The sequence below is a fragment of the Cohnella sp. OV330 genome, from assembly GCF_900112065.1.
Taxonomy (GTDB): domain Bacteria; phylum Bacillota; class Bacilli; order Paenibacillales; family Paenibacillaceae; genus Cohnella.
Genome location: NZ_FOKE01000012.1, coordinates 145,101 through 169,511 on the forward strand (window position 1 = coordinate 145,101; position 24,411 = coordinate 169,511).

Sequence of the window (24,411 nt, forward strand, 5' to 3'; positions counted from 1 at the left end):
CATCCCGCCTTCTCTATGCTTTGCGCGTGCGGAACATCGCCACCGACGAATTCAGCTCGTCCGCAAGGCCTGCGAGCGTCTGCGCGGTCGCCGCGGTCTCTTGGCTGCTGGCGGCCGCTTCCTCGGCCGCGGCGGAGATGCTCTCGATCGATGCCATCATGTCCGACGACTGCGCCGCTTGCTGCTCGCTCGCCGCCGCGATCTCCGCGACCCGGCCCGCCGACTCGCTCACCTTGGCGAGGATGCCGCCGAACGCTTCGCCCGTGCGCTGCGAGCCTGCCAGTCCGCTCGCCACGGCCTCCACGCTGCGCCGCGTGTTCGCCTGCATGCCCTTGACGATCTGCGCGATCTGCTTGGTCGCCTCTCCGCTTCGCTCGGCGAGCTTGCGCACCTCGTCGGCCACGACGGCGAAGCCGCGCCCTTGATCCCCGGCGCGAGCGGCTTCGATCGCCGCGTTCAGCGCGAGCAAATTCGTCTGCTCCGCGATGTCGTCGATGACCGATACGATCTCGCCGACCTGCTCCGAGTCCTGCGCCAGCCGCGACATCTGCGCGTTCACTTCGTTCATGCCTTTAATCGAAGCCTCCACGACCCGGCTGCCGTCCTGCGCGATCTCCATCGCCGCGTTCGACAGATCCGAGGCGTGCTCCGCGCTTCTGGCGACCGATCCGATCGCCTCCGACAGCTCCTTGAACAACTCGGTCATCGTCTGCGCGGAGTTCGCCTGGTTGGAGCTGCCGCCCGCGATTTCTTCCGTGCTCGCCGATATTTGCTGCGTGGCGGAGGATACGTTTTCGGCGGAAAACTGAATGCGCGCGACCGTCCCCCGCAGATCCTCGATCATGCGATTGACAGAGGCCGCCAGACTGCCGACTTCGTCCCGCGTGTCGATGTCCGAGGTCTCTCTTAGGTCGCCCTGCGCCACGCGGCCGACAAGCTCGACCGTGCGGCGGAGCGGGCGGGAGATATGCCTGGAGATGTAAAAACCGAGCGCCACGCTGAGCAGCAGCGCTGCCGCGATAACGGCGAATGTCGTTCCGCGGGCCGTCGCATACATGCGGTCGCCGTTGTCGCTCGTTTCGTCGGCGATCTTGACGTTAAGCGCCACAAGGTCGTCGAGCGCTTTGGACACGGCGTCTCCTTTGGCTTTCAAGTCCCCTTGCAGCAGCTTCACGACCGCGTCGTGATCGTCGTTCCCGGCGAACTGAAGCGCCTTCTGCAGCGTCGCATCGTATTCCTTCCAAGCATTGTCGAACTGCGCGAGCTGCTCGATCTCCGGAGGCGTCTTTTCGGTCGGGCGGTAGATATCCACCTGTCGAATCAGCTCCGCCTCCGCCGCTTTCACCCGGTTTTCGTAATCCCGCTTTTGCGCCGCGCTTTCGCCGAACGCATTGTAGTCGCGGAGATTGACCCGAATGAGCTCGTACTGCGTCTGCGCCTCCGACATGCTTGATACCGGGATCAGGTTGTTATCGTACAAGTCGCCCAGCGCGTCGTTCATTTTGCCGAGCTGCCGAAGCCCCGTCGTTCCGATGAAGACTAACAGCACGGCCATCAGCGCGAACGCGATGCCTAGCTTGAAGGATATTTTCAAATGTCCGAACCATCTCATAGGCGTTCCCTCCGTTTGTCGTTAACCGTTCATCGAACCGCCATCCTGCCGAACAGGGCCGATATCTCGAGAATCAGGGCCACGCTGCCGTCGCCCAGGATCGTCGCGCCCGCGATTCCTTCCACCTTGCCGATGTAGGAGCCGAGCGACTTGATGACGATCTCCTGGTTGCCGATGAGCTCGTCCACCGTCAGAGCGAGGCGCTTCTCGGCGGAGCCGATAATGACGAGCGGGATCTGCTTCCGGCCGTCGTCCGCTCCCGGGATGCCGAACTTGTCGCGGATGTCCGCGACCGGAATGACCTGATTGCGGATCAGCACGACAGGCTGGCCGCGGACGGTGCGGATCTCTTCAGCGGGAACCCGCACGATCTCCGCGATATTGCTCATCGGAATGATCAGGGTCTGGCCGTTGCATTTGACCAGCAGCCCGACGATGATCGCCAGCGTCAGCGGCAGCTTGATCTTGAACGTCGTCCCCCGGCCCAGCTCCGAACGAATATCGATCATGCCGTTCAGCTTTTCGAGATGGCTCGCTACGATGTCCATCCCGACTCCTCGTCCGGACACGTCGCTCACCTGCTGCGCCGTAGAAAAGCCAGGGCGGAAGATCAGGTCGATCGCCTCCCGGTCTCCCAGGGCGTCCGCTTCCTCCTGCGTGATGATGCCTTTGCGTACCGCCGAAGAACGCATCTTCGCCGGATCGATTCCCGCTCCGTCGTCCTCGACGTAGATGACGACCTGATTGTCTTCGTGCGCGGCTTTGATGCGCAGGATGCCCTGGCGGGGCTTGCCCGCCCGCTCCCGGACCTCGGGCAGCTCCAGGCCGTGGTCGACGGCATTGCGGATGAGATGGATGAGCGGATCGGCGATCTCCTCGATGAGGGTGCGGTCCAGCTCCGTGTCCTGCCCTTCCATGACGAGCTCGAGCTCCTTGCCCAGATCCCGGGAGAGGTCCCGGATCATCCGCGGGAAGCGGCCCATCAGTTGCTCGATCGGCAGCATCCTGGCCTTCATGACGCTCTCCTGCAGATCGCCGATGATCCGCGAGAGATGGTCCGCGATATGTCCGAGCTCGCCGACCGAGTCGTCCTGGAAGCGGCGGCGCTGCGTGCGCGCGACCTGCTGGATGCGGGTCTGGTCGATAACGAGCTCGCCGACGAGGTTCATCAGGTCGTCAAGGCGCTCGACGCTGACGCGGATCGTCTGCGCTTTAGGCTTGACGGCCGCGGAAGGCTGCGGCGCGGATGGAGGCGACGCGGATGGAGGCGACGCGGGCTGCCTGGGCGAGACCGCCACCGCCGCCGACGAGGCGTCCTGATGATCCTGATGGCCCCGATGGTCCTGATGCTCCCGCGCTTGCGCTGCGTCGGTAGAGACGGACGCCGCGGCGCGATAATCCATCTCGGTCTCTTCGAGAAGGACAGGCTCGGCATGCGCGCTCGCGACGTCGGCCAATCCCGCCGTCATCGCGGCCAGCTCCGCCGGTTCCTGCGTACCCGCGTACAGATACGTCAGCTCTAGCCCATCCACGCCGGTCTCGCCGATGCTCTCGTAGTCCGGAGAAGCCAGCAGCACTTCGCCCCACTCCGCGAGCATCGTCTGTATGACGTAAGCTCTGGCGCCCTGGATGAAGCAATTGGGCGAGAGGCGGACGGACACCCAGGACAGACGAAGTCCCTGCTCGAGCGCGCTCGTCATGTGGAGGCGGATCGACAGCGACAGCTCCGGACGCGCTGCGCCGGACCCGACGCTGCCGGCCGGCGTCCCCTCCGCATCGGGGTTCCCCGTTTGCGGGCCTGGAGCAGCCGCGCCTTCTTCCTCCGAGTCGAACCGCTCGAGCGCCTGCAAGCACGCGGACACGTCCACGGTGATGCAATCCTGCGACAGGATGTCCTCCTTCATCAGCTTCAGGCTGTCGAGCGAACGAAACAGCAGTTCGATCATCGAAGGCGTGACCGTTCTTTCCTTGGACCGGACCAGATCGAGCAGATGCTCCATCCGGTGAGTCAGGCGCTTCATCTCCTCGAAGCCCATGGCGGCCGACGAGCCCTTGAGCGTATGCGCCGCTCGGAAGAGACTCTGGATCACCTCGCCGGACTCGCAGTTACGCTCCAGCTGCATGATCACCTCGTCCATCAGCTGAAGCTGCTCGTCGAGTTCTTCCAGAAACACCTCTTTGTATTCCGACAGCATATTCGGTATCCCCCTAGTCTTGAAGCAAAACTTCCTCCAGCTGCAGGATGCCGACCAGCCCGCCGCCCGTCAGCCCGATCCCCGTGAACAGCCGGCCGTCGAGGCCGCCGAAGCGACCCTGCGGCGCCTGAATGTCGTTGAACGTCGTCACTTTGCTGACGCGGTCCACGATGATGCCGACCGTATCGACGGCATGGTTCACCACGACGATGCGGGTCTGCTTCGTATAGGGCTGCTCCTCCATCCCGAACAGATCGCGCAGGCTAAGCACCGGCACGATTTTGCCCCGGAGGTTGATGACCCCTTTGACGTATGGCAAGACGCCGGGAATATGCGTGATGTCCTGCATCTTGATGATCTCGTGGATGTCCTGTATGCGGATCGCATACTGCTCTCGCTCGATGCCGAACTCCACGTACTGTTCTTGCGCCGTCATGGCGGACGCTCCCCTCTTGTCATGGCTTCCGCCGGACGCGGCGGTATCGGTCAGTCGACCTTGAAAACGGACGCGGACTCGTGGAGCCGCTCCGCGAGCTCCGCGAGCGATTGGGACGTCGACGCGGTCTCCTCCGACGCTGCGGCGGCCTCCTCGCTGGCGGCGGAGATGCTCTCGATGGAGCGCCTGACTTCGTCGGACTGCGCGGCCTGCTCCTCGCTGGCGGCCGCGATCTCGCCGACCTTGTCCTCCGTGGCGGAGACCATGGAGAGGATGCGCTCGAACGCTTCGCCCGTTTCCCTGGAATGATTCACGCCTTCGGCGACAGCCTCTACGCTGCGCTCGGTGTTGCGCTGCATCTCCTTGATGATCGCGGAGATTTGCTTGGTCGCTTCGCCGCTGCGCTCCGCGAGCTTGCGGACTTCGTCGGCGACGACGGCGAAGCCGCGTCCCTGGTCGCCCGCGCGTGCCGCTTCGATCGCCGCGTTCAACGCCAGCAGGTTCGTCTGCTCGGCGATGTCGCCGATGACTTCGAGGATCTCGCCGATCTTGGCGCTGTCCTCGGCCAGATGCGCGACCTGGTTGCTGACCTGTCCCATGCTGGCCACGGACCGGTTGACGACGACGCCGCCATCCCGGGCGATCGCCGACGTCTGCGACGCCAGCAGCGCAGCCGCTTCCGCGCCTTCGGCAACGGCCGCGATGGCGGCCGACAGCTCGCTGAAGCGTTCGCGAATGTCTACGGCCGCTTCGGACTGCACGTTCGTGCCGCTGGCGATCTCCTGGGTGCTCGCCGAGATCTGCTCCGACGAAGCCGCGACGCTCTCGGAGGAACGAACCACTTCGCCGATCAGCGTCCTGAGCTTGACGATCATGCGATTGACCGCCGCCGAGAGCTGGCCGAACTCGTCCTTGCTCCGAACCGGCACCTCCTCCGTCAGATCGCCGTCCGCGATCCGTTCCGTCGCCTGCATCAGACGCTTCATCGGCGTGCCGATCGAACGGATCAGCCAATACGCCAGCAGCAGACCGACGATGGCGGTACCCGCGATAACGATGACCGTCGTATACAAAATGCCGCGCGACGCATCCGAAACCTCGCTCAGCTCGATCGTGCCCATGATCTTCCACCCGGTGAGCTTGTTCGTCGCGTAGGCCGCTTCCTTTTTCACGCCTTCCAGCGTATAATCCACGACGCCGCTGTCGGTGCCGTATACTTGCTCGATATAGCCGTTGGTGTTCTGCGCCCCCGGTTTTTTCGTCGGGTGGGCGATGTAGTTGTGGTTCCCGTCGAGGACGAACACGTAGCCGCGCGCGCCGACCGTGAATTGCTTCATCTGCTCGCTAAGCCCGTTCAGCCCTACGACCGCGCCTACGACACCGGTGCCGTCTGCGACGGTCTTGGCGATGACGACGATCATCTCGCCGTTCGCTGCCGATACGATCGGATTGGAGACGATCGCGGTTCCCGGATGCGCCATCGCCTGCTTGTACCAGTCCCGCTCGCGCGGGTCGTAATCCGCGGCCAGGTCGGAGGGCGGCACGGCCGCCGTCTTCCCTTCCGTCGTTCCGAATATCACATTATCGTAATTGTGCTTGGCGGTTTGGAAGGGCGCGAGCAGCGCCTCCGCTTTAGCCGAATCGCCATCCGCGAACAGCTTGGCGCTCATGAGGCCCGCCAGATAATCGACGTCCTGCATGCCGGACGAGATTTCGTCCTGAATTTTCCTGTCCGCAGCCTGCACGCTCTCCCTTGCGGCGCCTTGAATCTGTGACTTGATCTCGCCCGCCGCGCTGCGGTAGGAAAAGAAGCCGATCGCCGAGCTCGGCAGCAGCAGGATTAGAAGCAGTACGATCGCCAGACGATTTTTGACGGAAAGATTCATCATGAGACCGGCCTCCCTTCCGCTTTGAGCAGCTTGTTGACCGACTCGATGACGCGATCCTCCTGGAACGGCTTGACGATGAAGTCCTTCGCGCCGGCCTGAATGGCCTGGATGATCATGCCCTGCTGGCCCATCGCCGAGCACATGATGATCCTCGCGTCCGAATGGTTCGCCCTGATCGATCGAACCGCTTCGATCCCTTCCATGACCGGCATCGTGATGTCCATCGTCACGAGATCCGGCTTCAGCATGGCGTATTTCTCCACCGCGACCGCGCCGTTCTCCGCTTCGCCGACGACCTCGTGCCCGCTCTTTAACAAAATCGATTTGAGCATCATCCGCATGAACGCCGCATCGTCTACGACCAATATCGTTGCCATGGCGTCACACCTTCCCTTCGGTATCTCTGGATATGATGAAATGAAGTTCTCCCGCGCGCTCGAACGCGACCGACATCTTGACGACGTTTTTTAATCCGAAAAAATGCATGCGGCCGGTGATGACGGTGGGCGGCGTGATGTCGATCCTATAGCCTCTGCCGGAAACGAGCGTCGCTGCCTGTCCCGTGACCATATTGGCCAGCTCCCCGACGAATGAATGCAGCATATCCCCCTCGAGCAGCATGCCGAACATCGATTCCCCGAGCCTGCCGAACACGTCGCCCTCGCCCAAGATGACGATGCGTCCGTACATGTCCCCCGTAACGCCGATTAGAACGCCCCATTCATCCTGCCATTCTTCATCCTCCGAGCGAGGGTCCATTACGCCGAGGGACAGCGGAACGACCTGGCGCAGCGCCTGCAAAATATCCTGCAGCAGCTCGTCCGACCGTTCGCTCTTCCCGTCCCTCTCGATTGCCGACGTGTTCGCGTCTATGTTCATGATGGCCTCCTGACCGGTTATTTCGAACTACATTAATCATAAAGTCCCACCTTTTGCCTGTAACCGAAAATCCATTGCGCGGTTCCGCAAATATTCGCGGTCTATAGCAAGTTTTTTTGCGGGCACGCGCAACGGAGCGGCAGAAGATACGCATTTAATCCAACGAAAAAGGCCGACGCCCTGAAAAATCCGGCGCCGACCACCCTGTCTTAGGACCTATTCTGTTTAATCCTCATCCAGCGGAATTCCGATCCCGCGCTCCGCCGCGCGCCTCGCGTAATCGCCCGCGATCGCGATATCGAAGACGCCCAATCCCATCGGATTGAAGAAGACCGGCATGCCTGCCGGAATGGCGAGCAGCGCATCCCTTGTTACCACGTCCGCGAGCGTGCGCGCATCCGCCTCGCCAAGTCCGCATGCTGCGTGGAGCCGCTCGATATCCGTGTTTTCCCGGCACACCTCGGACCAGTCGTCCACGACCGGCATCGCCTTCCCGAACACGCTGCCGGGCTCGTAATCGCGCAGCGAGACGTTGAGCAGCAGCGCGCCGGGCGGCGGCGTCTCGTCGACGTATCGCTCCGCGGCAACGGTGCACGTGGCGAATACGTTCGATGCGCCGTAAACTTCGCGCCAATCGTCCGCGACGTCGACGACGCCTCGCAGGCTAACGGGAATCGTCTCCGGATCGATCGGCCGCAGATCGAAAAGCGCCGCACGCTTCAGCCGATCGCCGAGCAGCGCCGCGCACATGTCGAGATGAAGGCGCCCGATCGGACCCCAGCCGACGATGCCGAGCCGCACTTCCTCAAGCTGCCGCGCCTCCAGATACGCCTGCAGCATAAGGCCGCTGACCGCGGCCGCGCGCAGGCCGTTCAGCAGCGCGCTCCGGATGAAGGCGAAAGGGATGCCCGTCCGCGCGTCGTTGAGCACGATCGCGTTGCTCGCGCGCGGCAGGCCTCGAAGGATGTTGCCGGGGAATCCCGCCACCCACTTGATGCCGGCCAGGTCGAACGGCCCGCCGACGTAGGCCGGCATCGCGATGATGCGGTTGCGCATGTCCCCGTAGCGCAAATACGTTTTGACCGGACTTACGCACGCGCCGAGGTCCCGTTCGCGAACGACCGCCTCGACGATGCCGATCAACCGGCGCCAATCGATGCCGAGCGTGCGGATATGCCCGTCGTGCAAATAGATCATCGGCCGCCACCTTCGTTCTCCGTCCGGGCGGAAGTCCCCGGCTCCGATTCCGGCCCGGTCACCGGCTCCAGGCCGAGCTCCCGACGAACCCATTCGTCGTCGTATACCGTGTCCATGTACCGCTCGCCCCGGTCCGGCAAGATCGCGACGCAAACAGCGCCGGCGGGTATGTCTCGGCGCATCCGGCCGATCGCCGCGACGACGCCCCCCGCAGACGCCCCGGCGAGTATGGCTTCGCGCCGCACGAGCGCCCGGCACCCCCGTACGCACTCGGCGTCCGATACGCGCACGACGAGGTCCGCCAGCGACTCCTCGTGCAGGCCCGGCAACTGCGCGGCGCCGAGCCCGGGAAATCTCCGCTTGCCTTCGGACCCGCCGAACAGCGCGCTGCCCTCGGCGTCGACGGCCACGATCTTCGTCGGCCATTCGCGGCTGCGGATATAATCGCGGCAGCCGCGGATCGTGCCGCACGAGCTCACGCCGCAGAACAAATAATCGACCGCTCCCAGCCGCTCCCCGATCTCGCGCATCGTCGTCTCCGCATGCGCCAGCGCGTTATCCGGGTTGCCGTATTGATTGGTCCAATAAGCCCCCGGAATCTCGCTTACCAATTCCTGCACCCGCCGAATGCGCGCAGGCAGGTATTCGCCCGTGCGCGCGTCCGGCTCGGTCACGAGCTCGATCTCGCCGCCGAAGCTCCGGATGATCTGCAGATGCCGCCGCGTCGTCCGGGGATCCGCCACGCAGATGAACCGAAGTCCAAGATAAGCGCACAGCTGCGCGAGGCTGATGCCGAGATTGCCGGAGCTGGACTCGACGATCACGCTGCCTTCGGACACCTCGCCGCGCCCGATCGCTTCGCGCAGCATATGCAGGGCCGGGCGGTCTTTGGCGCTGCCCCCGGGATTCATCCACTCCAGCTTGCCGTGCACCTCGAACGGTTCGCCGGCGTACAGCCGTCCGAGCCGAATCAGCGGCGTGCGCCCGATCGCTTCCGCAATGCCTCCTTCGAGCCTCATGCGACCCCGACCTTTACGTATAAAATATTTTTTTGTTTTTGACGGCGCCGCGGCTTTGCTCGTCGTCATATCCGGCTTCGGCGACGACCTCGATGCCGGCCAGCATCCCGCCGCGGATCATGGCGCCGATCTCCGGAATGCGGTCCTGCAGCTCCGCGCGCACCCGGTCGAGCAGCGCTTGGTCTGCATTCGATGCCCCGTGCAGATGGACGCGCAAGGCGTTGCCCGCCACGTTGACGCGGACGCCCGCGTCGCGGATGTGCCGGTAAACCGCGTTTTCGATATCGTAAATGCTGATTTTTTCCCCGTGCTTAAGGTCAGGGCCGATGCGCTTCACGATGCTGTGAAAGCTCTGCCTGCGCACGCCGTCCGCGAAGATCGGCCGCAGGTCGCGGACGACGTCGTACGTGACGTAGCGAAGCGCCGGAAAAGCCTCTCGGACGGCCGACGTGAGCACGAGCACCTGCTCGCCTGCCGGCAGCTGCTCATACGCTTCGCCGAGCGCCTCTGCGCCGACCCCTTCCGCCTCGAGTCCTTCGGTCAGCAAGTACCGTCCGTACCGATTGTCGTAATAAGCGATGGTGCCGATCTCGATCGAGCCGTACGTGTCGGCGATCGCGTCCGGCCCGATGCCGAGTCTGCCGGCAGCGTGCCGTATCCAGCCGGGCGCCGCGATCTCTCCCACCAGGATGACTTGCCGTATGCCAAAGGATTGCGGATCGTCCGCCGCGAGCAGGATCCGGTCCAGAATCGAAGGCATCGTGTAGAGCACCTCGGGACGGATGCGCTCCAACTGCTCGACGTGCCGCTCGATCGGCTCCCGGTACGACAGCGTATCGACCGCCATGCCCAGGCTTCGGAAGACGCTCGAGGCCGTCGCTTCCGCATGTCCCGTCCCCATGTCCGATGCCGCGGTCCGATAGCCGCGGTCTCCGAGAATGTCGCGGAAGACGTCCTGCTTGATGCGCAAATATTCCGCTTCGTCCCGCTCGGTATAGTAGATCGTCTTGCGCAGCCCGGAGCTCGTACCCGAGGTTCGATAGCAGTATAGATCGCTGCGGAGCGCGAGCGGATTGTCTCCCGTATAATAAAAAGCCTCCAGCACGGAAGCTGTGATCAGGGGCAACGGCTCCGGCGGCGCCGCATCCCAGCCCGGGAGTCCGCGGTACCAAGGAAATCGCTGCGCCGTCCGCTCGGCGAGCGCCTTTCGGCCCGTAGGCTCGGACATTCGATCCACTCCTTGCCCGTCGAGGTCGAAGCCTAATCCGGGTTGCTATCACCATATGTCGATCGGAGGTCCGACGTTCGAGGAACGCGTAGAATGCTGTGGCATTGGGCCGCGCAGGATAATCGCAAACGCCTTTTCTCGTTCGTATGATGATAAGAGCCAATTGCGGGAGGGTGATGCGCCGTGATAGATCGTTTGAAGCAGACCGTATCCAGCAAGCTGATCAAGACGGAGCTGCTTCGCGGCGGCAAACTGGGAAAACACGTGCCGCTCACCGTGCCGTTCACTCGGGATCGGCTGCGGAGCATGTTGGGGAAGCGCGGGATGGTCTACGTGAAGCCCGACTCGGGGTCGCAGGGCATAGGCATCATGCGCGTCGAACGGACGCCGAATAGCCTATATCGTTATCAGATCGGCACCGAACGGCATGAATTCGGCTCTTATGAGGAGATGTACAGGTCCATGAGGCGCTGGACGATTCAGAGACGCCACTTGATTCAACAGGGCGTACGCGTGCTGAGGCACGAAGGCCGGCCTTTCGACTTTCGAATCATGACGCAGAAAAACGCGGCGGGCCGTTGGATCGACACCGGCATCGCGGGCCGCGTCGCGCATCCGGGCAAGATCGTCTCGAACGGCAGCCAGGGCGGCACGATTTACGAAGCCGGGCGGCTGCTCCGGCCCGCCGCGGGCCGCACGGGGACAGCCCGAATAATCGGTCGCATGCGAAGGCTGGCGCTGCTGGCTGCGGGGCGCTTCGGACGCGAATACCCGGCCATGAACGAGCTCGGCATCGACATCGCCGTCGACCGCAGGCTGAAGCCCTGGATTCTGGAGGTCAATACCCGCCCGGACCCTTGCCCCTTCGCCAAGCTAGAAGACAGGACGGCGATACGCAGGATCGTGCGCTACGGCCGCAGGTATGGAAGGCGATATTGCTTGAGGTGCGGGAAAGCTAAATCGGGAACGTAACAGCTAAAACCAGCGTCGTCCTCTGCGGCCTGGGCTCGGCTTAGCGCCGCAGAGAACCTGAAATCTATCTCAATCGCTCGCGAAGCTTCTGCAGCTTTTCTCTAGAAAAACCGGTAGCCTCGCCGATGACCTCAAGGTCAAGACCCAGCCTGAGCATGCGAGACGCCGCTTGCTCAAGTCCCTGTTCCAGACCTTGCTCTAAACCTTTCTCAAGACCTTGTTCAAGACCTTGCTCAAGACCTTGCTCAAGACCTTGTTCAAGACCTTTTCTCAAGCCTTGCTCGCGTCCTTCTTCCAAACCGCTGTTCCGGATTGCCTCCAGATTCTGCTGCAGTCCCATGGTCCCGTCTCCCCTCTCGTTAAAATGACGAATCAATTCGTCGAACGCTTCGCGCGGCTCCGGCAACTGCTTGGCGACCATATTCGCCAGCCAGTTCAGAAATTGGTTTTTTAATTCTTCGGGCATCGCCCGCACCGTGCCCATCAGCTTCGCTAGCCGATCGTGCAGCTGCTGCCGGTCCGCCGTCTGATCGAGCAAGAACACGGCGCCAATCGTATTCGACAGCTCCAGCAGTTCTTTCTCGGTATATCGCTCCACGTCGATCAGCACATATTCGAAGTCCAATAGCTCCTCGCCAAAGGCATCCTGTCCCTCCATCAACGCGCGAAACTGCTTCGGCGCCGTCCAGGGACGCTGGCCGTTGTACAGCACGATCGGCACGATCGCGGGGAGCCCGAAGCGGCCGCCATCCGCAGCCGGCCGGTTGCGGAGCAGATAACGCCAGATCTCCACCTGGTACTGAAGCAGCCGGTACGGCATGGCCATATCCACGGTTGACTGAAGCTCCAGCAGCAGGTAGAAAATAATCTCCCTGCCCTTCATACGGAGCCGATACACCAAATCCGCTTCTCTCCGGCCGAAATCCGGCAAAACGAACGAGTGATCGATCGCTTCCAAATCGGACTCGTCGAGCTGATCCGCCCATTCGCGGGCCACGAACGAGCGGATCAGCTCGACGAACAGCTTTTTGCTCGATAACAGGTAACGGTAAGAGGTATCGTGCGGAAAGGAGAGGCCCGCGTTCTTCTCCCCGCCGCTCATACCCGTTCGCCCGCTATAATAACTCCATTATAATGCACGGCTCTCCGCCGCAAAAGCATGCTCATGCTCACCTTGGTCCCCCTCCGCCCCGGAAAAGCAAAAACCCCGACCAAGCCGTCGTGGACGACCGTCGGGGTGTGCTTCACCGCTAACGTATTGCTCTTATTAAACCACATCCGCAGCGAAAAGGGAATACATGTTCGTGAAGTTTATTCCAATCCGATCCAATCGGCCTCGGCGACCGAGCGCCAACGCTCGCGGATCGCCTCGTACTCAGCCGCCGGCAGCGCGCCTTGAGCCAGCAGCCTGGCGTTGGTCGTCCAGCGGTCCGGGTTCGCGGTGCCGACGATCGCCGAGTGTACGCCGGGCGTCGACAGCGTGAAGCGCAGCGCCTTGCCGACCGATTCTTCCAAGTCGCCTTGCAGGAAGTCGTATTTCAGCTTTTGCAGCCGCTGCCAGTACGGGTACTCATAGGCCTTCGGATCCGGCGCTTGCGCATACCGCCACGCCACGTTCGCGACGGGGCGCTTAATGACGACGCCCATGTCCCGCTCGGCCGCTTCCTTTAAGGTGAGGTCCGCAGCTTCCTGGTCCGCGATGTTCAAAGAGGTCATGAGCGAATCGAACGCTCCAGTGCGTACGGCGTACAGCGCGTTCGCGTGATCGCCGCTGTAGCCGATGAACCGCGTCTTGCCTTGCTCCTTGGCCCGCTTCAGCACGTCGATCACGTCGCCCTGCCTCAGCACCTCCTCGGAGCAGCTGTGGAGATGGATCACGTCGACATAGTCCGTCTTCAGCCGTTCGAGGCTGCGGTCGATGCTCTGCGCCAGCATGCGGGGATCCCAGTCCGGCAGATCAAGGCCGGCGGCATGCCCGCATTTGGTGAACAGGAAATAATCGCCCCGCCTGTCCGCGACGGCACGGCCGATGAGTTCTTCGCTGTTTTTATAGCACTCCGCCGTATCGATCAGGTTGAGCCCCGCGTCCAGCGCGCTGCCGAGCAGCCTGTCCACGTCCCGCTGATCGGAGCCGCCGAACCCGATCTCCGCGCCGCCGAATCCAAGTACGCTTACTTGCATGCCCGTCTTGCCGTACGATCTTCTCTCCATGACATTCGCCTCTTTCCATAGAATCTATTATCAGTTTACCCAATCATGCGCGCATGTCCCGATACGGCAAAGAGCGGGGCCTCGGCCCCGCTCCCACTCGACCCACATTCGATCGTTAAACAAACACGTGATGGCCGATTTTTTTGATCGCCTTGAGCCGCTTGGCCTTGGCGGGCTCGAGCTGCGGATTAAAGAAAGAGTAGGCGCCAGGTACGTTGTTCTCGCCGGACAGGGCGGCCTTGGCCGCTTTGAGGCTGTCCTTGGAAGGCGTCTCCCGCTCCAGGCTGCCGTTGCCGGCCGGCGAAAACTGGCCAGGCGCGTAAATAACGCCCCGCAAGGTGTCGGCATACCTGTCGTTGTGCAGACGGTTCATAACGACGCTCGCGACGGCGAGCTTGCCCTCGTACGGCTCGCTGCCCGCTTCGGCCTCCACCAGCTTCGCGAGCAGCGTCAGCTCGGCGGGATCGATCGCTTCCGCGGCAGCGGCGGTCGCCTTCTGCTCGGAGACGTCCGGATCGAGGAATTCGGGCGCGACCACCTTGAGCTGCTGACCGACGGCGAGCGCTTCGCTCGCCAACCCGTTGCGAACCTTCAGCGCGGTCGCGGTCGTATCGTGCGCCTCGGCGATGCGCCAGAGCGTGTCGCCCGCGACGACCGTATACAGCGCTTCTTGTTGAAGGACGGCGACCTTCTCCTGATCCTTCCAGCCGACGCTGGCGTGCATCGATTCGGCGACGACGCGCAGCGGCGCGTAAGTGACGCCGTCCTTTAACCGGACCGTGCCGCCGATGTCATAGGTGCGGCCGTTCAGCGCGACATCGGACGATCCCGCCTTGAAAGCGAGCGCGTCTCCCAGATCGTTGCGAATCGTGGTGCGTCCGGACTCCCCGTCGTATTCGAGCGTCCAGCCCATGAGAGCGACGAGTTCCTTGACCGGAGCGTAAGTCCACCCGCCGACCGTCCATAAGCTTTGGTTCAGGTCGACCTTTACGTCTGCTATGTATAGGGTGCTATTCGTGCTATTCGTGCTTGCGAATGCCGCGCCTGCGCCTAGCGCCAGCAAAAGCGTCAGAGCCAGGATCGCGATTCTAGTCAGCCGTTGAATGAGCTTCATCTCCTTTTTAGCGGAATGAAATCCATGATCAGCACTGTTCGCTATTATACAGACATTAAAAAGGAAAAATTTAAATATGAGTGATTTTTCATCCTGGGAAAGCGTTTGCTTGTCCAAAATCCTTCGAAAATAGCGATCAATGGCTTTATTTAGGCTGAAGCGACGGCGAGCGGATGCATGTCCAAAAACCGCACCCGAACCGGGCGCGGTCTTCGATATCCTTATTTCTTGCCGCTTCTGCGCTTGGCCGCGCGGCGGATTCTGGCCGCCAGCACGATTTTCAAAATTTCGCCGAAGTTGTTCTTGAGTCCGTTCTGCTGAATCTCTGTAATGTCGGCATCGGACAACGTCAACGTCGTGGCCACGAGCGAAGACGCCCGGTTTTCGAAGTTGAAGTCCGCCAGATCGTCGATGTTGCCGGTGCTGAACTTCACGTATTCGCCCTTGTAGTTGTTGTTCTCGAACAGCACCACGGTGCCGCTATTTGTCGGAGACGAGAACTTCAGGCTTTCGAGATCGTCGTTCAGGTTGACCGACGACAGACGCTGTACGCCGATATTGCCGCGAAACCGCTTGGACGTACCCGAAAAGTTGGTCCCCGAGTATACCTCCAGCAGCGGGGTTAGCACCTTGGCTTTCACTCGCTTGGGCGCCGCTTTTGCGACCGGCTTTTTCTTGTTGATCATCTACAAATCCCTCCTCGATCGGTGATACCTCCAATCTATGGAGACGAGCATGGGAGGGATTGTCCGTTTGACCTACGGCGCGTCTATTTATCGAACCTATTTTTTTGAAGCGCCTGATAGGCCGAACGCTAGAAAAGCCTTCATCGCCGCGCCGGTCGCGACGATGAAGGCTTCTGTATCCCGTTTAAGGCTCGCGCAGCGCCGGAACCGGCAGCTTCGTCTCCCGGAGGGCCGGCGATGCCGCCTCCAGCCCGCCGCCCCGAAGACGCGTGACCGCCGGCAGCGTCTCCGCGACGATCCGGCCGGCGCTGAATACGTACCTCGGCGCAGGCCTGCCGCGCACGAGGTCGGCGGCGTCCTCCGCGTCGAAGAGCAGGAACGACGCCGGCGCTCCGATTTTCAAGACGCCCGCTCGCCAGCCGTAAGCGTCGCCGAGATTCATCGCGGCGGCCCCGCCCTCCGTGATCGTCCCGATCAGGCTGCGCAGCTCGGCCCGCCCGCTCATATGCGCCAGATGCGCTCCCATGTGGGCCGCGTCCAGCGGATTGCCCGTCCCGAGCGGATAGAACGGCGTGCGGATGTCATCGTGCGCGAGCGCGACGTTGACGCCCGCGTCCAGCAATTCCTTGATGCGCGTGATGCCCCTTCCCTTCGGATAGGCGTCGTAGCGGCCCTGCATGACGCTGTTGATGAGCGGGCAGGCGACGATTGAGATGCCCGAGCTGCGAACTAACCCGGCGACCTTGCGAAAATACGGCTCGTTGTAGTACGCCGCCGCGTTCGCGTGGGCCGCCGTCACCCGCGGGCCTAGCCCCGTCTCCAGCGCGAGCGCGGCGCACACCTCCAGGTAGCGGGAGCCCGCGTCGTCGGTCTCGTCGCAAAACACGTGCACGTAAGCGCCGCTTCGCCGGGCCATGTCGAAGGCGATCCGCAGCGACTGTATGCCGTCCTCGCGGGTGCGCTCCAGATGAGGGACGGCGGATACCCCGTCCGCGCCCATCCGCAGCGCCTCCTCCATGCGGGCCGCGTTCGCCGGGCACGCCACGATGCCGTCCTGGGGAAACGCCGTCACCTGGATGTCGACCAAGCCGCGCAAGCGCGACCGGAGCGCCAGCACGGTCCGGAGCGCCGTCAGCGCGGGATCGCCGATGTCGACCATCGCGCGCAAATGAAGGACGCCGTATCCGACGTATAGCCGGAGCGCCGCCTCGGCACGGGCGAGCACGTCCGCCTCGGTAAGCGAACGCTTGCGGTCGGACCAGATCCGAATGCCCTCCGCCAAGGTGCCGCTCTCGTTCCACGTCGGATCGCCCGCAGTCAGCACCGTATCGAGGTGAACGTGCGGCTCGACGAAGGGCGGCGTCAGCAGCAGGCCTCCCGCGTCCAGCGTCTCCGCCGCGGCCGCGTCCCCGAGAGCGCCCATCGCGGCCACGGTCCCGTCGACGATGCCGATGTCCGCCGTCCCGCCGGCTTCGCCCGTCCGGACATGGCGGACGATCATATCGTACAAGGTTGTCATTTTGGATCCGCCCCCGCCCTCATCGTATGCCCTTCGTCGCTTCGGCGAATCGCGCCACGCGGGCGCCCAGCCTGCCCGCCATCGTCAGCTCCCGCTCGTCGGGCGTTCTGCCGCTGTCCGGCCCGGCCAGCGTCGAAGGCCCGTAAGGCGAGCCTCCGATCGCGTCAGCCGTCAGGTACTCCGGATTTTGCGAATACGGCAGTCCGACGTAGACCAGGCCGAAGTGCAGCAGCGGCACGATCGACGTGAGAATCGTCGCTTCGTGTCCGGTATGGATCGACCCCGCGCTCGTCATGACGCCGGTCGGCTTGCCCTCGAGCTCCCCGCCCGCGCAGAGGCTGCCCGACAGGTCGAGGAACGATTTGACCTGCGCCGGCATCGAGCCGTAATAAGTCGGAAATCCCCAAACGATGCCGTCCGCCCAGCGCAGGTCGTCCGCCGTCGCTTCCGGCACGCCCTTCTGCGCCTCCAGGGCAGCTTCGTACTTTTCCCATCTCGCGCCCGTGCGGAACGTCCCCGACAATCCGCGGTCCTCCCGTCCGCTCTCGCGTCCCGGACGGTCGAGCAGCGCCGTCACGTTGTCCGGGGACCTGAACTCCGGGATGCGCGCGAGCCGCGCCTCGTGCCCTTCGTCGGCGGCTCCCCGAAGGGCTGCCAACGCCATCTTGTGCATGTGCCCGTACGCGCTGAAGTATACGACCAGTACCTTCGCCATCAGCGGCGCCCCCTTCCGGCCGACAGAGCGCGGCGTCCCGCGAACCTGACCGCTCGCGCTTCCGTTCGACCGGACCGCAGCCCGCTCCGCCGCCGACGCTTTATTTCCCCGGCAAAAATTCGTTCGTGAACACCCCGTCGATCGGCTCCGCGCTCTTGAGGATGCCGATGTCCACAAGCTGCTTCTGCAACCCCTCCCAGAGCTCTTTGCTCATGTAACCGACGCCGTTCGCCTCCGCGTCCCCGCCGTAGATCAGCGGCTCCTGCGCCTGGGCGCCGTAGGCCATCGACTCCAGCTTCAGATCCGGGTTCTTCTCGTTCATGACCTTGTTGATCTCTTCCGTGTTGTCCTTGTAGTAGGTCCAGCCCTTGATCGACGCCTCCACGTAAGCCTTGACGATGTCCGGATGCTTCTTCATATATTCTTCGGTGGTATAGAGAATGTTGCCGTATTGCTTGTAGCCGAGGTCGTAATTGAGGAAATAATCGACGTCCACGCCCTGCTGCTGCATGGTGAACGGCTCCGAGGTGATATAGATCTGCGTGGCGCTGGCGTCGTCTTCGACGAAATTGGCGAGCGAGCCGCTGTACTTCATCTCCTGCACCTTGTCGAGCTTGTAGGCTTTCTTCAGGTATTCCCAGAAGGCGGAACCGCTGCCGACGTACACTTTGTGCCCGTTCAGCTCCGAGAGGTCCTTGTACTTGCCTTTATGGTACATGATGCCTTGGGGATTTTTCTGAAAAATGGCCGCGAGCGCCACCAGCTTGATGCCGTTCTCGCGCGCCATCAGGATCTCGTCGGACTGCCCCATGCCGAACTCGGCCTTGCCCGAAGCGACGATCTGCGTGGCGGAGACGCCCGGACCGCCCGACTGGATCGTCATGTCCAGTCCCGCTTCCTTGTAAAAGCCTTTGGCTTCCGCCGCATACTGACCCCCGTGCTCCGGCTCCGCGAACCAGTTCGTCACCTGCGTGACTTTGGTCGTCTTGGCGGGCGCCGAGGCCGAAGCGGAAGACGCGGATGCGGAAGCGGAAGCGGAGGGCGAAGGGGACGCCGAAGCCGATGATGAAGCGGAGGCCGAAGCGCTCGGCGCGGCCGACGAAGAAGCGCCTCCGTTGTTGTTGTTGCCTCCCCCGCATGCCGACAGCGCCACGATCGTCGCCGCGGCGACCGAGAGCGAACCGAATCTGATCTTGCGGCCTGCCTTAGATGATGCCGTTGGAGTCGTTGACGTTTTCATATCTTGTTTCCTCCCCTATCCGATTCGAATTTTCTCTATGGGTCTCGCCTTGTTGCCCTCTTCAAGCAGGCGCGTTCTCCGAAGCGAACCGCCGGGGCTCCGCCACCTGGCGGCGCTGCACGGAGGCGCCGATCCAGCTCGATTTGTTGTACGCCCAGCGAGAGGCGGGCAGCTCCTGGAACAGCGCCTCCCCGGAGCCCGCGTCCAGCACGGCGAAGGAGGCCGGGCGTCCCGGCGCGACGCCGTAGTCGGTCTTGCCGGCGAGCGCCGCGGGATATTCGGTCATCATCCGCAGCAGCGAGACGATGTCTTCTTCGCGGGCCATATGCGCGGCATAGGCGGTCACGAGCCCGATCTGGAGTAGGTCGCCGCGGCCGAAAGGGTGGAACGGATCTTGGATGTTGTCGGAGGCCGCCGCGACGGGGATGCCGGCGCCGAGCAGCTCCCGCACGCGCGTCACGCCGCGCCGCACGTTGCCCCGGTCGCCGCGGCCCTGCAAGTACAGGTTGACCGCGGGCAGCGTGACCGCGCCCACGCCGGCCTCGGCCATCTTGGCGATCAGCCGGTCCGCTTCGTCCTGCGGCATCGCGGACAGCGAGCAGAGATGGCCGGCTGTCGCCAGGCCCGCGTAGCCGTATCGGATCACCTCGTCGCAGTAGAGGCCGATCGTCTTCATCGACGGATCGTCCGTCTCGTCGCAGTGCAGGTCGATCGGCTTGCCGTGCTTGGCGGCGAGACCGATCGCCCAGCGGATGCCCGCGCCGGGATCTGGCGCCAGATGCGGCGCGCCGCCGACGCCGTCGATCCCCATGCGCAGCGCCTCTTCGGCGAATTCAGTCAGCTCCCGGTCTAGCGCCGGATCGTAGAAGAACATCGGGAAGTACTGGATGTCGATCAGGTCCTTCACCGCCTCTCTCGCCTCCAGCGCGGCCTCGACGGTGCGCATCGCGACGTCGCGGCCGTGCTGCAGCGGCATGTCGAGATGACTTCGCAGGGTGAGGCTGCCGTACGACGACGCCTCGCGCGCGCCCCGGACGATCCGCTCCCGGATCGTCTCCTTGGAGAATTCGGGCGCGGCGGCGCGGTAGTTGTCGATCGCCTCGAGCAGCGTGCCGGAGACGTTGCGGACGCGGCCGATCGAGTAGGCCTTATCCAGATGCATATGAAGGTCGACGAAGCCGGGCAGCAGCACTCGCCCTTGCAGATCGACGGAGCGGGCTTCGCCGAGCGCCTCCAGCCCCAGCTGCGCGATCGGCGCATGCCTGCCGACATCCGCAGGCCCTTCCTGCGGCTCGACGGACAGCCAGCGGCCGTCTCCGATTTTCAAGGTATGCAGGCGCCCGTCCTCCGCCAGCGGCAGCTTGGCGTTGACGAGCTCCAGATCGGCCGGTCTCATGGGCATATCGGACATCTCCCCTTTCGCATGATCGTCTCTCGGAGCGTCACCCTTCGTGCGAGTTCATTTCGGATTCGTGCCAGGAGCTGAGCATCCATTTGGAAAAAGCGTTCACGAGCAGGAAAAACGCGATGCCGAGCAGCGAAGCGGAAAAGCCGCAGGCGAACAGGTACGCGGTCTTGAGCCGGGACGCGGCGACGGTGATCGCGTAGCCGAGTCCGCCCTGGCCGCCGCCGATGCCGGCGATATACTCGCCCACGATGGCGCCGATGACGGCGAGCGTGCAGGAGATCTTGAGCCCTGCGACGATATACGGCAGCGCCGCGGGCAGGCGGAGGCGGAACATCGTCTGAAGCGGCGAGGCGTTGTAGAGGTAAAAGAGGTTTTTCATGTTGTGATCGGTGGAGTTGAGGCCGATGAGCGTGTTGGACAGCATGGGGAAAAATCCGATGAGAAAGGCGATGATGACGATGGCGTTGATGCCGGCGCCGAACCAGATGACGATGATCGGCGCGACCGCGACGATGGGGATCGTCTGCAGGATGATGGCGTACGGGTACACGCTGCGCTCGACGAGCTTGGAGGCCGCGAGCACGATCGCCATCCCGACGCCGAGCAAGATGCTCAGCAGGAATCCGAGCACCGCCTCGGTGATGGTCGTGTAGACCGACGTCCACAGGTTCGAAGCGTTCTCCGAGGCGGCCCGGACGATGTCGGACGGCTTCGGCAGCAAATAAGGCTTTATGTCCGCCAGCCTGCAGAACAGCTCCCAGCCGCCGACGAACACGACGAACGCAATGGACGGCGGCAGAACCTTTTTCCTCCAAGACAACCATCTGGACGGCTTCCCTGCCGCCTTCGCCGGCCGCGCCGACGGAAGGGACGGCAAGGCCGTGCCGGCGGACTCCGTAGCGATATCGCTCCTCATCTGTCATCGCTCCTTATCGCTTGTTCGACGGGGATGTGCAGCTTGCCGGGGTTTAGCAACCGCCGCGGATCGTTCGCGCGCTTGGCCGCGGTCATCGCCTCCAGCTGGCCTCGTCCGCCCAGTTCCAAGGCGTACGTATGCGGATCGTTGACGCTGACGCCGATCGAACGGAAGTAATCGATGATCTCGTACAGCCGCTCTCGCGTCGAATAGCGGACGATGGGAAGCGCCGCGGGGACGACGACGCCCGCCGAACGCATAAACTCGAGATGCATCAGCACTTCGTCGCCGTACGTCTCTTTAATGAGGTTAATCTGCCGCATGAAGTCCGTCGGATGGAATCCGCTTTGCAGATAGGTCAGCGAGGGGTCGGTCTTGAGCGCCCAGAGCGTGGTGTGGTTCCAGGTAAAATCGGACAAACCGATCGTCTTGCGGTATTGGTCGGAGGGGATCGTGTAGCCGATGCGTCCGCCGAAATCGGCGGCGTGAGCCGCAAGGGCGTCCTCGCTACCGTCCGCGGTCTCCAGCAGCACGGCGCTCGCGCCGGGCTCGAGCCGCTTCGCGATCGGCCTGAAGTAGGAGGGGATCGGCCATTCGACCGGCGCGACGAGCCGCTTGCGCACGGCGTCGTCGAGAGAGACCGCGTGGGCGAACCTCGCCGCCGACTCGAAGTCGTCGAACTGCGCGACCGTCTGCCGCCACGCCGTGCGCGGTGCGATCGGGAGCTTCAGCTCGACGAGGATGCCGGTCGTGCCGTAGTTGTGGATGTATGCGCCAAGCTCCGCTTCGCCGACGGACAGCCGGCGGGGCTCCTCCTCGAGGGTGAGGACGACCGCCTCCAGCACGTTGCCGTCCCACAGGTTGCCCCAGTGGATCGATCCGATGCCGCCCGAGCCTCCGCATACGAACCCGCCCGCCGTCGCCTTCACGTAGGTACTCGGGTAGATGCGCAGCTCCTTGCCTTGCTCGCGCAGCAGCTTCTCGAGCGCGCCGAGCCGGACGCCCGCCTGCACGCGGACGTATTCGTCCGCCACCTCCAGCACCGCGTCCAGCCGGCTGAGGTCCAGCACGATGCCGCCCTCAAGCGGCACCGCCTGGCCGTAGTTTCCCGTGCCGGCCCCGCGCGTCGTGACGGGGATCCGCTCGCGGTACGCCAGCGCCAGCGCGGCCTTCGCCTGCGCCTCCGATTCGGGGATGACGATGCCGTCCGCCCGCTTGTCGCGAAGCAGCGGCTCCAGCACCGGCGAGTACCAGTAATAATCCTTGGAGAGTTTCTCGCGCTGCTCGAAGCCGAGAAGCAGCCTCTCCTCGCCGACGGCATCGGCCATGTCTTTCGTCCAATCTATCGCCATGGTTTGGGTCCTCCCTTCATTCGCTCCTGTATGAGGTCAATGCTTGAGGGCGTCCGATACGGAGCGGACGATCCGTCCGAACTCCGGGGCGCTGCGGAATGAATCGTCCCGGGGAAAAGGAACCGGCACGTCGATCAGCGAGGCGACCTTGCCTGGCCTCGGCGTCATGACGGCGATCCGGGTGGATAGAAAAACGGCCTCGAACACGTTGTGCGTCACGAACAGCACGGTCATTTCCCGATCGCGGCTCCAAATGTCGAGCAGCTCGAGCTGAAGCGTCTGCCGGGTGATCTCGTCGAGCGCGCCGAACGGCTCATCCATGAGGAGCAGCTTCGGCCTCGACACGAGGGCGCGGGCGATGGAGGCCCGCATCTTCATGCCCCCGGACAGCTGGCGGGGCATCGACCTCGCGTGCTCCTTCAGCCCGACGAGCTCGATCGCGCGCTCGGCCTCGCGCGTCCGCTCCTGGCGGGAGACGCCCCGGAGCGCCAGCGGCAGGGCCACGTTGTCTAGGACCGAGCTCCAGGGGAGCAGCGTGTGGTCCTGGAAGACGAACGCCGTATCGCTTTGCTTGCGCGCCTGCTTCGGGGACGTGCCCATGACCTCGAGCTTGCCGCCGGTCGCGCCCGACAACCCCGTGATCATTTTGAAAATCGTCGACTTGCCGCACCCCGACGGTCCTACGAAACTGAGAAATTCCCCTTCACGTATGGAGAGATTCACGTCCTGCACGGCCACCGTACCGTTCGGGTATACCTTGGACAGCCGCTCCATTCTGACCCGTTCCTTCACGTTCGCCATCGCTTCCATCCGCGATCACGCTCCCTTCGCTTCGTCCTTGAGCGATGCTGCCTTGAGCGGGCTATCTAGACTGACGACGCCTTGTACGACGGTTCCCTAAGCGGAGATTCCTTGAGCGAGCCCATGTCGAACGCGGCGATCTCCAGCAGCGCCCCGGCCAGCAGCGGGCCCGCCCGATCCAGCATCGCCCGCCCCCTCGCCGGATTCGCCTTGGTCGCGTCGCCGGCGATTCCGCTTGCGGAGATGTCCTTCATCGTCCAGGCGAACGACTTGGCGCGAAAGGAAAACGACGGGGACCGCGGGAAGTTCGGCATCTCGCGGACCGCCCGCTCCGGATGGACCCAGTCCGGGCATACCGCCATGACAAGCGAGGTCTCCACGTCGCCGGCATGGATGCCCGAAGCCTTCTCCTCGTCGTCGGTGAACGATTCGCTATAGCCGACCGCGCCCGGATCCAGCCGGTAGACCGCCATCCCTGTCGCGATCCGGATCTCGCGCGCCATCATGCCCAGCAGGTCGGCGTTGCCGCCGTGCGTGTTGAACAGCAGCAGCTTCTTGAACCCGCTTCGCGCCAACGAGGCGGCGATGTCCTCCAGCACAGCCATGAGCGTGCGGGCGGACAGCGTGATCGTGCCGGGGTGCTCCGCATGCTCGGTGCTCTTGCCGTAGCCGACCGACGGCAGCAGCCAGATCGGCGCGTCCGCGGGCAGGTGCTCGAACGCCTCGGCCATGAGCGCTTCTCCGATCAGCGTGTCCGTAAAGACCGGCATGTGAGGACCGTGCTGCTCGACGGCGCCGACAGGGAGGACGATAAGCGCGTCGTCCTTCGGCATGGCGGCGATCTCTCCGGTCGTCAGTCTGGGCAGAAAACGGCGGTCGTAGGCGTTGCCTTCGTATCGGAATCCCAATCCGCTCACCTCGCGATTCATTTTATGTTACTTTATATAACACATTATTCCGCATATTACCGAATTCCGTTTCCTTTTTGATTATTCGAAAGAGTATTTGTTAGATTTAACGAC

General features: G+C 63.3%; 22 protein-coding genes. 1 reads left to right on the forward strand and 21 read right to left on the reverse strand.

Annotation, left to right across the window (positions count from 1 at the left end; all coding sequences use genetic code 11):
* Nucleotides 1-13: 13 nt before the first annotated feature.
* The 9 genes from BM235_RS25145 to BM235_RS25185 form a co-directional block, all read right to left on the reverse strand.
* Nucleotides 14-1,612: a methyl-accepting chemotaxis protein gene (locus BM235_RS25145; RefSeq protein ID WP_090117004.1), complete on the reverse strand. Its 1,599-nt coding sequence runs from the start codon at nt 1,610-1,612 to the stop codon at nt 14-16.
* A gap of 29 nt (nt 1,613-1,641) precedes the next feature.
* Nucleotides 1,642-3,807, reverse strand: a complete 2,166-nt coding sequence (locus BM235_RS25150; RefSeq protein WP_090117005.1) for a chemotaxis protein CheA — start codon at nt 3,805-3,807, stop codon at nt 1,642-1,644.
* A 13-nt stretch (nt 3,808-3,820) separates the two neighbouring features.
* Complete coding sequence (locus tag BM235_RS25155) at nt 3,821-4,243, reverse strand: chemotaxis protein CheW (RefSeq protein WP_090117006.1); 423 nt, start codon at nt 4,241-4,243, stop codon at nt 3,821-3,823.
* Nucleotides 4,244-4,293: 50 nt separating this feature from the next.
* Complete coding sequence (locus BM235_RS25160; protein WP_090117007.1) at nt 4,294-6,132, reverse strand: methyl-accepting chemotaxis protein; 1,839 nt, start codon at nt 6,130-6,132, stop codon at nt 4,294-4,296.
* The gene (locus BM235_RS25165) at nt 6,129-6,509 is read right to left on the reverse strand and encodes a response regulator (protein WP_090117008.1); all 381 of its coding nucleotides are present in this window, start codon (nt 6,507-6,509) and stop codon (nt 6,129-6,131) included. Before BM235_RS25165 ends, BM235_RS25160 begins: the two co-directional genes overlap by 4 nt.
* 4 nt (nt 6,510-6,513) lie before the next feature.
* On the reverse strand, nt 6,514-7,011 hold the full coding sequence (locus BM235_RS25170) for a chemotaxis protein CheX (RefSeq protein WP_255374589.1): 498 nt from the start codon (nt 7,009-7,011) through the stop codon (nt 6,514-6,516).
* A gap of 225 nt (nt 7,012-7,236) precedes the next feature.
* Nucleotides 7,237-8,208 (reverse strand): 2,3-diaminopropionate biosynthesis protein SbnB, encoded by a 972-nt coding sequence (locus BM235_RS25175; RefSeq protein ID WP_090117009.1) that lies wholly within the window; start codon nt 8,206-8,208, stop codon nt 7,237-7,239.
* Entirely contained in the window at nt 8,205-9,227 is a 1,023-nt protein-coding gene (gene sbnA, locus BM235_RS25180; RefSeq protein WP_090117010.1) for a 2,3-diaminopropionate biosynthesis protein SbnA, read from the reverse strand. Before sbnA ends, BM235_RS25175 begins: the two co-directional genes overlap by 4 nt.
* 13 nt (nt 9,228-9,240) lie before the next feature.
* Nucleotides 9,241-10,455: a phenylacetate--CoA ligase family protein gene (locus tag BM235_RS25185; protein WP_255374590.1), complete on the reverse strand. Its 1,215-nt coding sequence runs from the start codon at nt 10,453-10,455 to the stop codon at nt 9,241-9,243.
* 183 nt (nt 10,456-10,638) lie between these two features.
* Between BM235_RS25185 and BM235_RS25190 the strand changes: the two genes are divergently transcribed.
* A complete protein-coding gene (locus BM235_RS25190) occupies nt 10,639-11,427 on the forward strand; it encodes a YheC/YheD family protein (protein ID WP_255374591.1) in 789 nt (262 codons plus the stop codon).
* A 64-nt stretch (nt 11,428-11,491) separates the two neighbouring features.
* Here the strand turns inward: BM235_RS25190 and BM235_RS25195 are convergent, their stop codons facing one another.
* The 12 genes from BM235_RS25195 to BM235_RS25250 form a co-directional block, all read right to left on the reverse strand.
* Entirely contained in the window at nt 11,492-12,529 is a 1,038-nt protein-coding gene (locus BM235_RS25195) for an Rpn family recombination-promoting nuclease/putative transposase (protein ID WP_090117011.1), read from the reverse strand.
* Between the two features lie 209 nt (nt 12,530-12,738).
* Complete coding sequence (locus BM235_RS25200) at nt 12,739-13,638, reverse strand: aldo/keto reductase (RefSeq protein ID WP_090117012.1); 900 nt, start codon at nt 13,636-13,638, stop codon at nt 12,739-12,741.
* A gap of 115 nt (nt 13,639-13,753) precedes the next feature.
* Entirely contained in the window at nt 13,754-14,752 is a 999-nt protein-coding gene (locus BM235_RS25205) for a cell wall hydrolase (RefSeq protein WP_090117013.1), read from the reverse strand.
* 221 nt (nt 14,753-14,973) lie between these two features.
* Nucleotides 14,974-15,438, reverse strand: coding sequence for a beta/gamma crystallin-related protein (locus BM235_RS25210; RefSeq protein WP_090117014.1), 465 nt, complete (start codon nt 15,436-15,438; stop codon nt 14,974-14,976).
* Nucleotides 15,439-15,622: 184 nt separating this feature from the next.
* On the reverse strand, nt 15,623-16,957 hold the full coding sequence (locus BM235_RS25215) for an amidohydrolase family protein (RefSeq protein WP_090117015.1): 1,335 nt from the start codon (nt 16,955-16,957) through the stop codon (nt 15,623-15,625).
* 19 nt (nt 16,958-16,976) lie between these two features.
* Complete coding sequence (locus BM235_RS25220) at nt 16,977-17,672, reverse strand: NAD(P)H-dependent oxidoreductase (protein WP_090117016.1); 696 nt, start codon at nt 17,670-17,672, stop codon at nt 16,977-16,979.
* A 100-nt stretch (nt 17,673-17,772) separates the two neighbouring features.
* Nucleotides 17,773-18,912: an ABC transporter substrate-binding protein gene (locus tag BM235_RS25225; RefSeq protein WP_255374592.1), complete on the reverse strand. Its 1,140-nt coding sequence runs from the start codon at nt 18,910-18,912 to the stop codon at nt 17,773-17,775.
* 61 nt (nt 18,913-18,973) lie between these two features.
* A complete protein-coding gene (locus BM235_RS25230; protein ID WP_255374593.1) occupies nt 18,974-20,314 on the reverse strand; it encodes an amidohydrolase family protein in 1,341 nt (446 codons plus the stop codon).
* A gap of 40 nt (nt 20,315-20,354) precedes the next feature.
* The gene (locus tag BM235_RS25235) at nt 20,355-21,236 is read right to left on the reverse strand and encodes an ABC transporter permease (protein WP_090117017.1); all 882 of its coding nucleotides are present in this window, start codon (nt 21,234-21,236) and stop codon (nt 20,355-20,357) included.
* A complete protein-coding gene (locus BM235_RS25240) occupies nt 21,233-22,588 on the reverse strand; it encodes an FAD-binding oxidoreductase (protein ID WP_090117018.1) in 1,356 nt (451 codons plus the stop codon). The genes BM235_RS25235 and BM235_RS25240 overlap by 4 nt, the downstream gene beginning before the upstream one ends.
* A gap of 36 nt (nt 22,589-22,624) precedes the next feature.
* Nucleotides 22,625-23,398, reverse strand: a complete 774-nt coding sequence (locus BM235_RS25245; protein WP_090117019.1) for an ABC transporter ATP-binding protein — start codon at nt 23,396-23,398, stop codon at nt 22,625-22,627.
* Between the two features lie 56 nt (nt 23,399-23,454).
* Nucleotides 23,455-24,306 carry a creatininase family protein gene (locus BM235_RS25250; protein ID WP_369803550.1) on the reverse strand — a complete coding sequence of 284 codons (852 nt, stop codon included), beginning with the start codon at nt 24,304-24,306 and terminating at the stop codon, nt 23,455-23,457.
* Nucleotides 24,307-24,411 lie beyond the last annotated feature (105 nt).

Coding starts and splice junctions, on each gene's coding strand:
- BM235_RS25145 (WP_090117004.1), bottom strand. CDS start 1,612: ATGAGATGGTTCGGACATTTGAAAATATCCTTCAAGCTAGGCATCGCG.
- BM235_RS25150 (WP_090117005.1), bottom strand. CDS start 3,807: ATGCTGTCGGAATACAAAGAGGTGTTTCTGGAAGAACTCGACGAGCAG.
- BM235_RS25155 (WP_090117006.1), bottom strand. CDS start 4,243: ATGACGGCGCAAGAACAGTACGTGGAGTTCGGCATCGAGCGAGAGCAG.
- BM235_RS25160 (WP_090117007.1), bottom strand. CDS start 6,132: ATGATGAATCTTTCCGTCAAAAATCGTCTGGCGATCGTACTGCTTCTA.
- BM235_RS25165 (WP_090117008.1), bottom strand. CDS start 6,509: ATGGCAACGATATTGGTCGTAGACGATGCGGCGTTCATGCGGATGATG.
- BM235_RS25170 (WP_255374589.1), bottom strand. CDS start 7,011: ATGAACATAGACGCGAACACGTCGGCAATCGAGAGGGACGGGAAGAGC.
- BM235_RS25175 (WP_090117009.1), bottom strand. CDS start 8,208: ATGATCTATTTGCACGACGGGCATATCCGCACGCTCGGCATCGATTGG.
- sbnA (WP_090117010.1), bottom strand. CDS start 9,227: ATGAGGCTCGAAGGAGGCATTGCGGAAGCGATCGGGCGCACGCCGCTG.
- BM235_RS25185 (WP_255374590.1), bottom strand. CDS start 10,455: ATGTCCGAGCCTACGGGCCGAAAGGCGCTCGCCGAGCGGACGGCGCAG.
- BM235_RS25195 (WP_090117011.1), bottom strand. CDS start 12,529: ATGAGCGGCGGGGAGAAGAACGCGGGCCTCTCCTTTCCGCACGATACC.
- BM235_RS25200 (WP_090117012.1), bottom strand. CDS start 13,638: ATGGAGAGAAGATCGTACGGCAAGACGGGCATGCAAGTAAGCGTACTT.
- BM235_RS25205 (WP_090117013.1), bottom strand. CDS start 14,752: ATGAAGCTCATTCAACGGCTGACTAGAATCGCGATCCTGGCTCTGACG.
- BM235_RS25210 (WP_090117014.1), bottom strand. CDS start 15,438: ATGATCAACAAGAAAAAGCCGGTCGCAAAAGCGGCGCCCAAGCGAGTG.
- BM235_RS25215 (WP_090117015.1), bottom strand. CDS start 16,957: ATGACAACCTTGTACGATATGATCGTCCGCCATGTCCGGACGGGCGAA.
- BM235_RS25220 (WP_090117016.1), bottom strand. CDS start 17,672: ATGGCGAAGGTACTGGTCGTATACTTCAGCGCGTACGGGCACATGCAC.
- BM235_RS25225 (WP_255374592.1), bottom strand. CDS start 18,912: ATGAAAACGTCAACGACTCCAACGGCATCATCTAAGGCAGGCCGCAAG.
- BM235_RS25230 (WP_255374593.1), bottom strand. CDS start 20,314: ATGCCCATGAGACCGGCCGATCTGGAGCTCGTCAACGCCAAGCTGCCG.
- BM235_RS25235 (WP_090117017.1), bottom strand. CDS start 21,236: ATGAGGAGCGATATCGCTACGGAGTCCGCCGGCACGGCCTTGCCGTCC.
- BM235_RS25240 (WP_090117018.1), bottom strand. CDS start 22,588: ATGGCGATAGATTGGACGAAAGACATGGCCGATGCCGTCGGCGAGGAG.
- BM235_RS25245 (WP_090117019.1), bottom strand. CDS start 23,398: ATGGAAGCGATGGCGAACGTGAAGGAACGGGTCAGAATGGAGCGGCTG.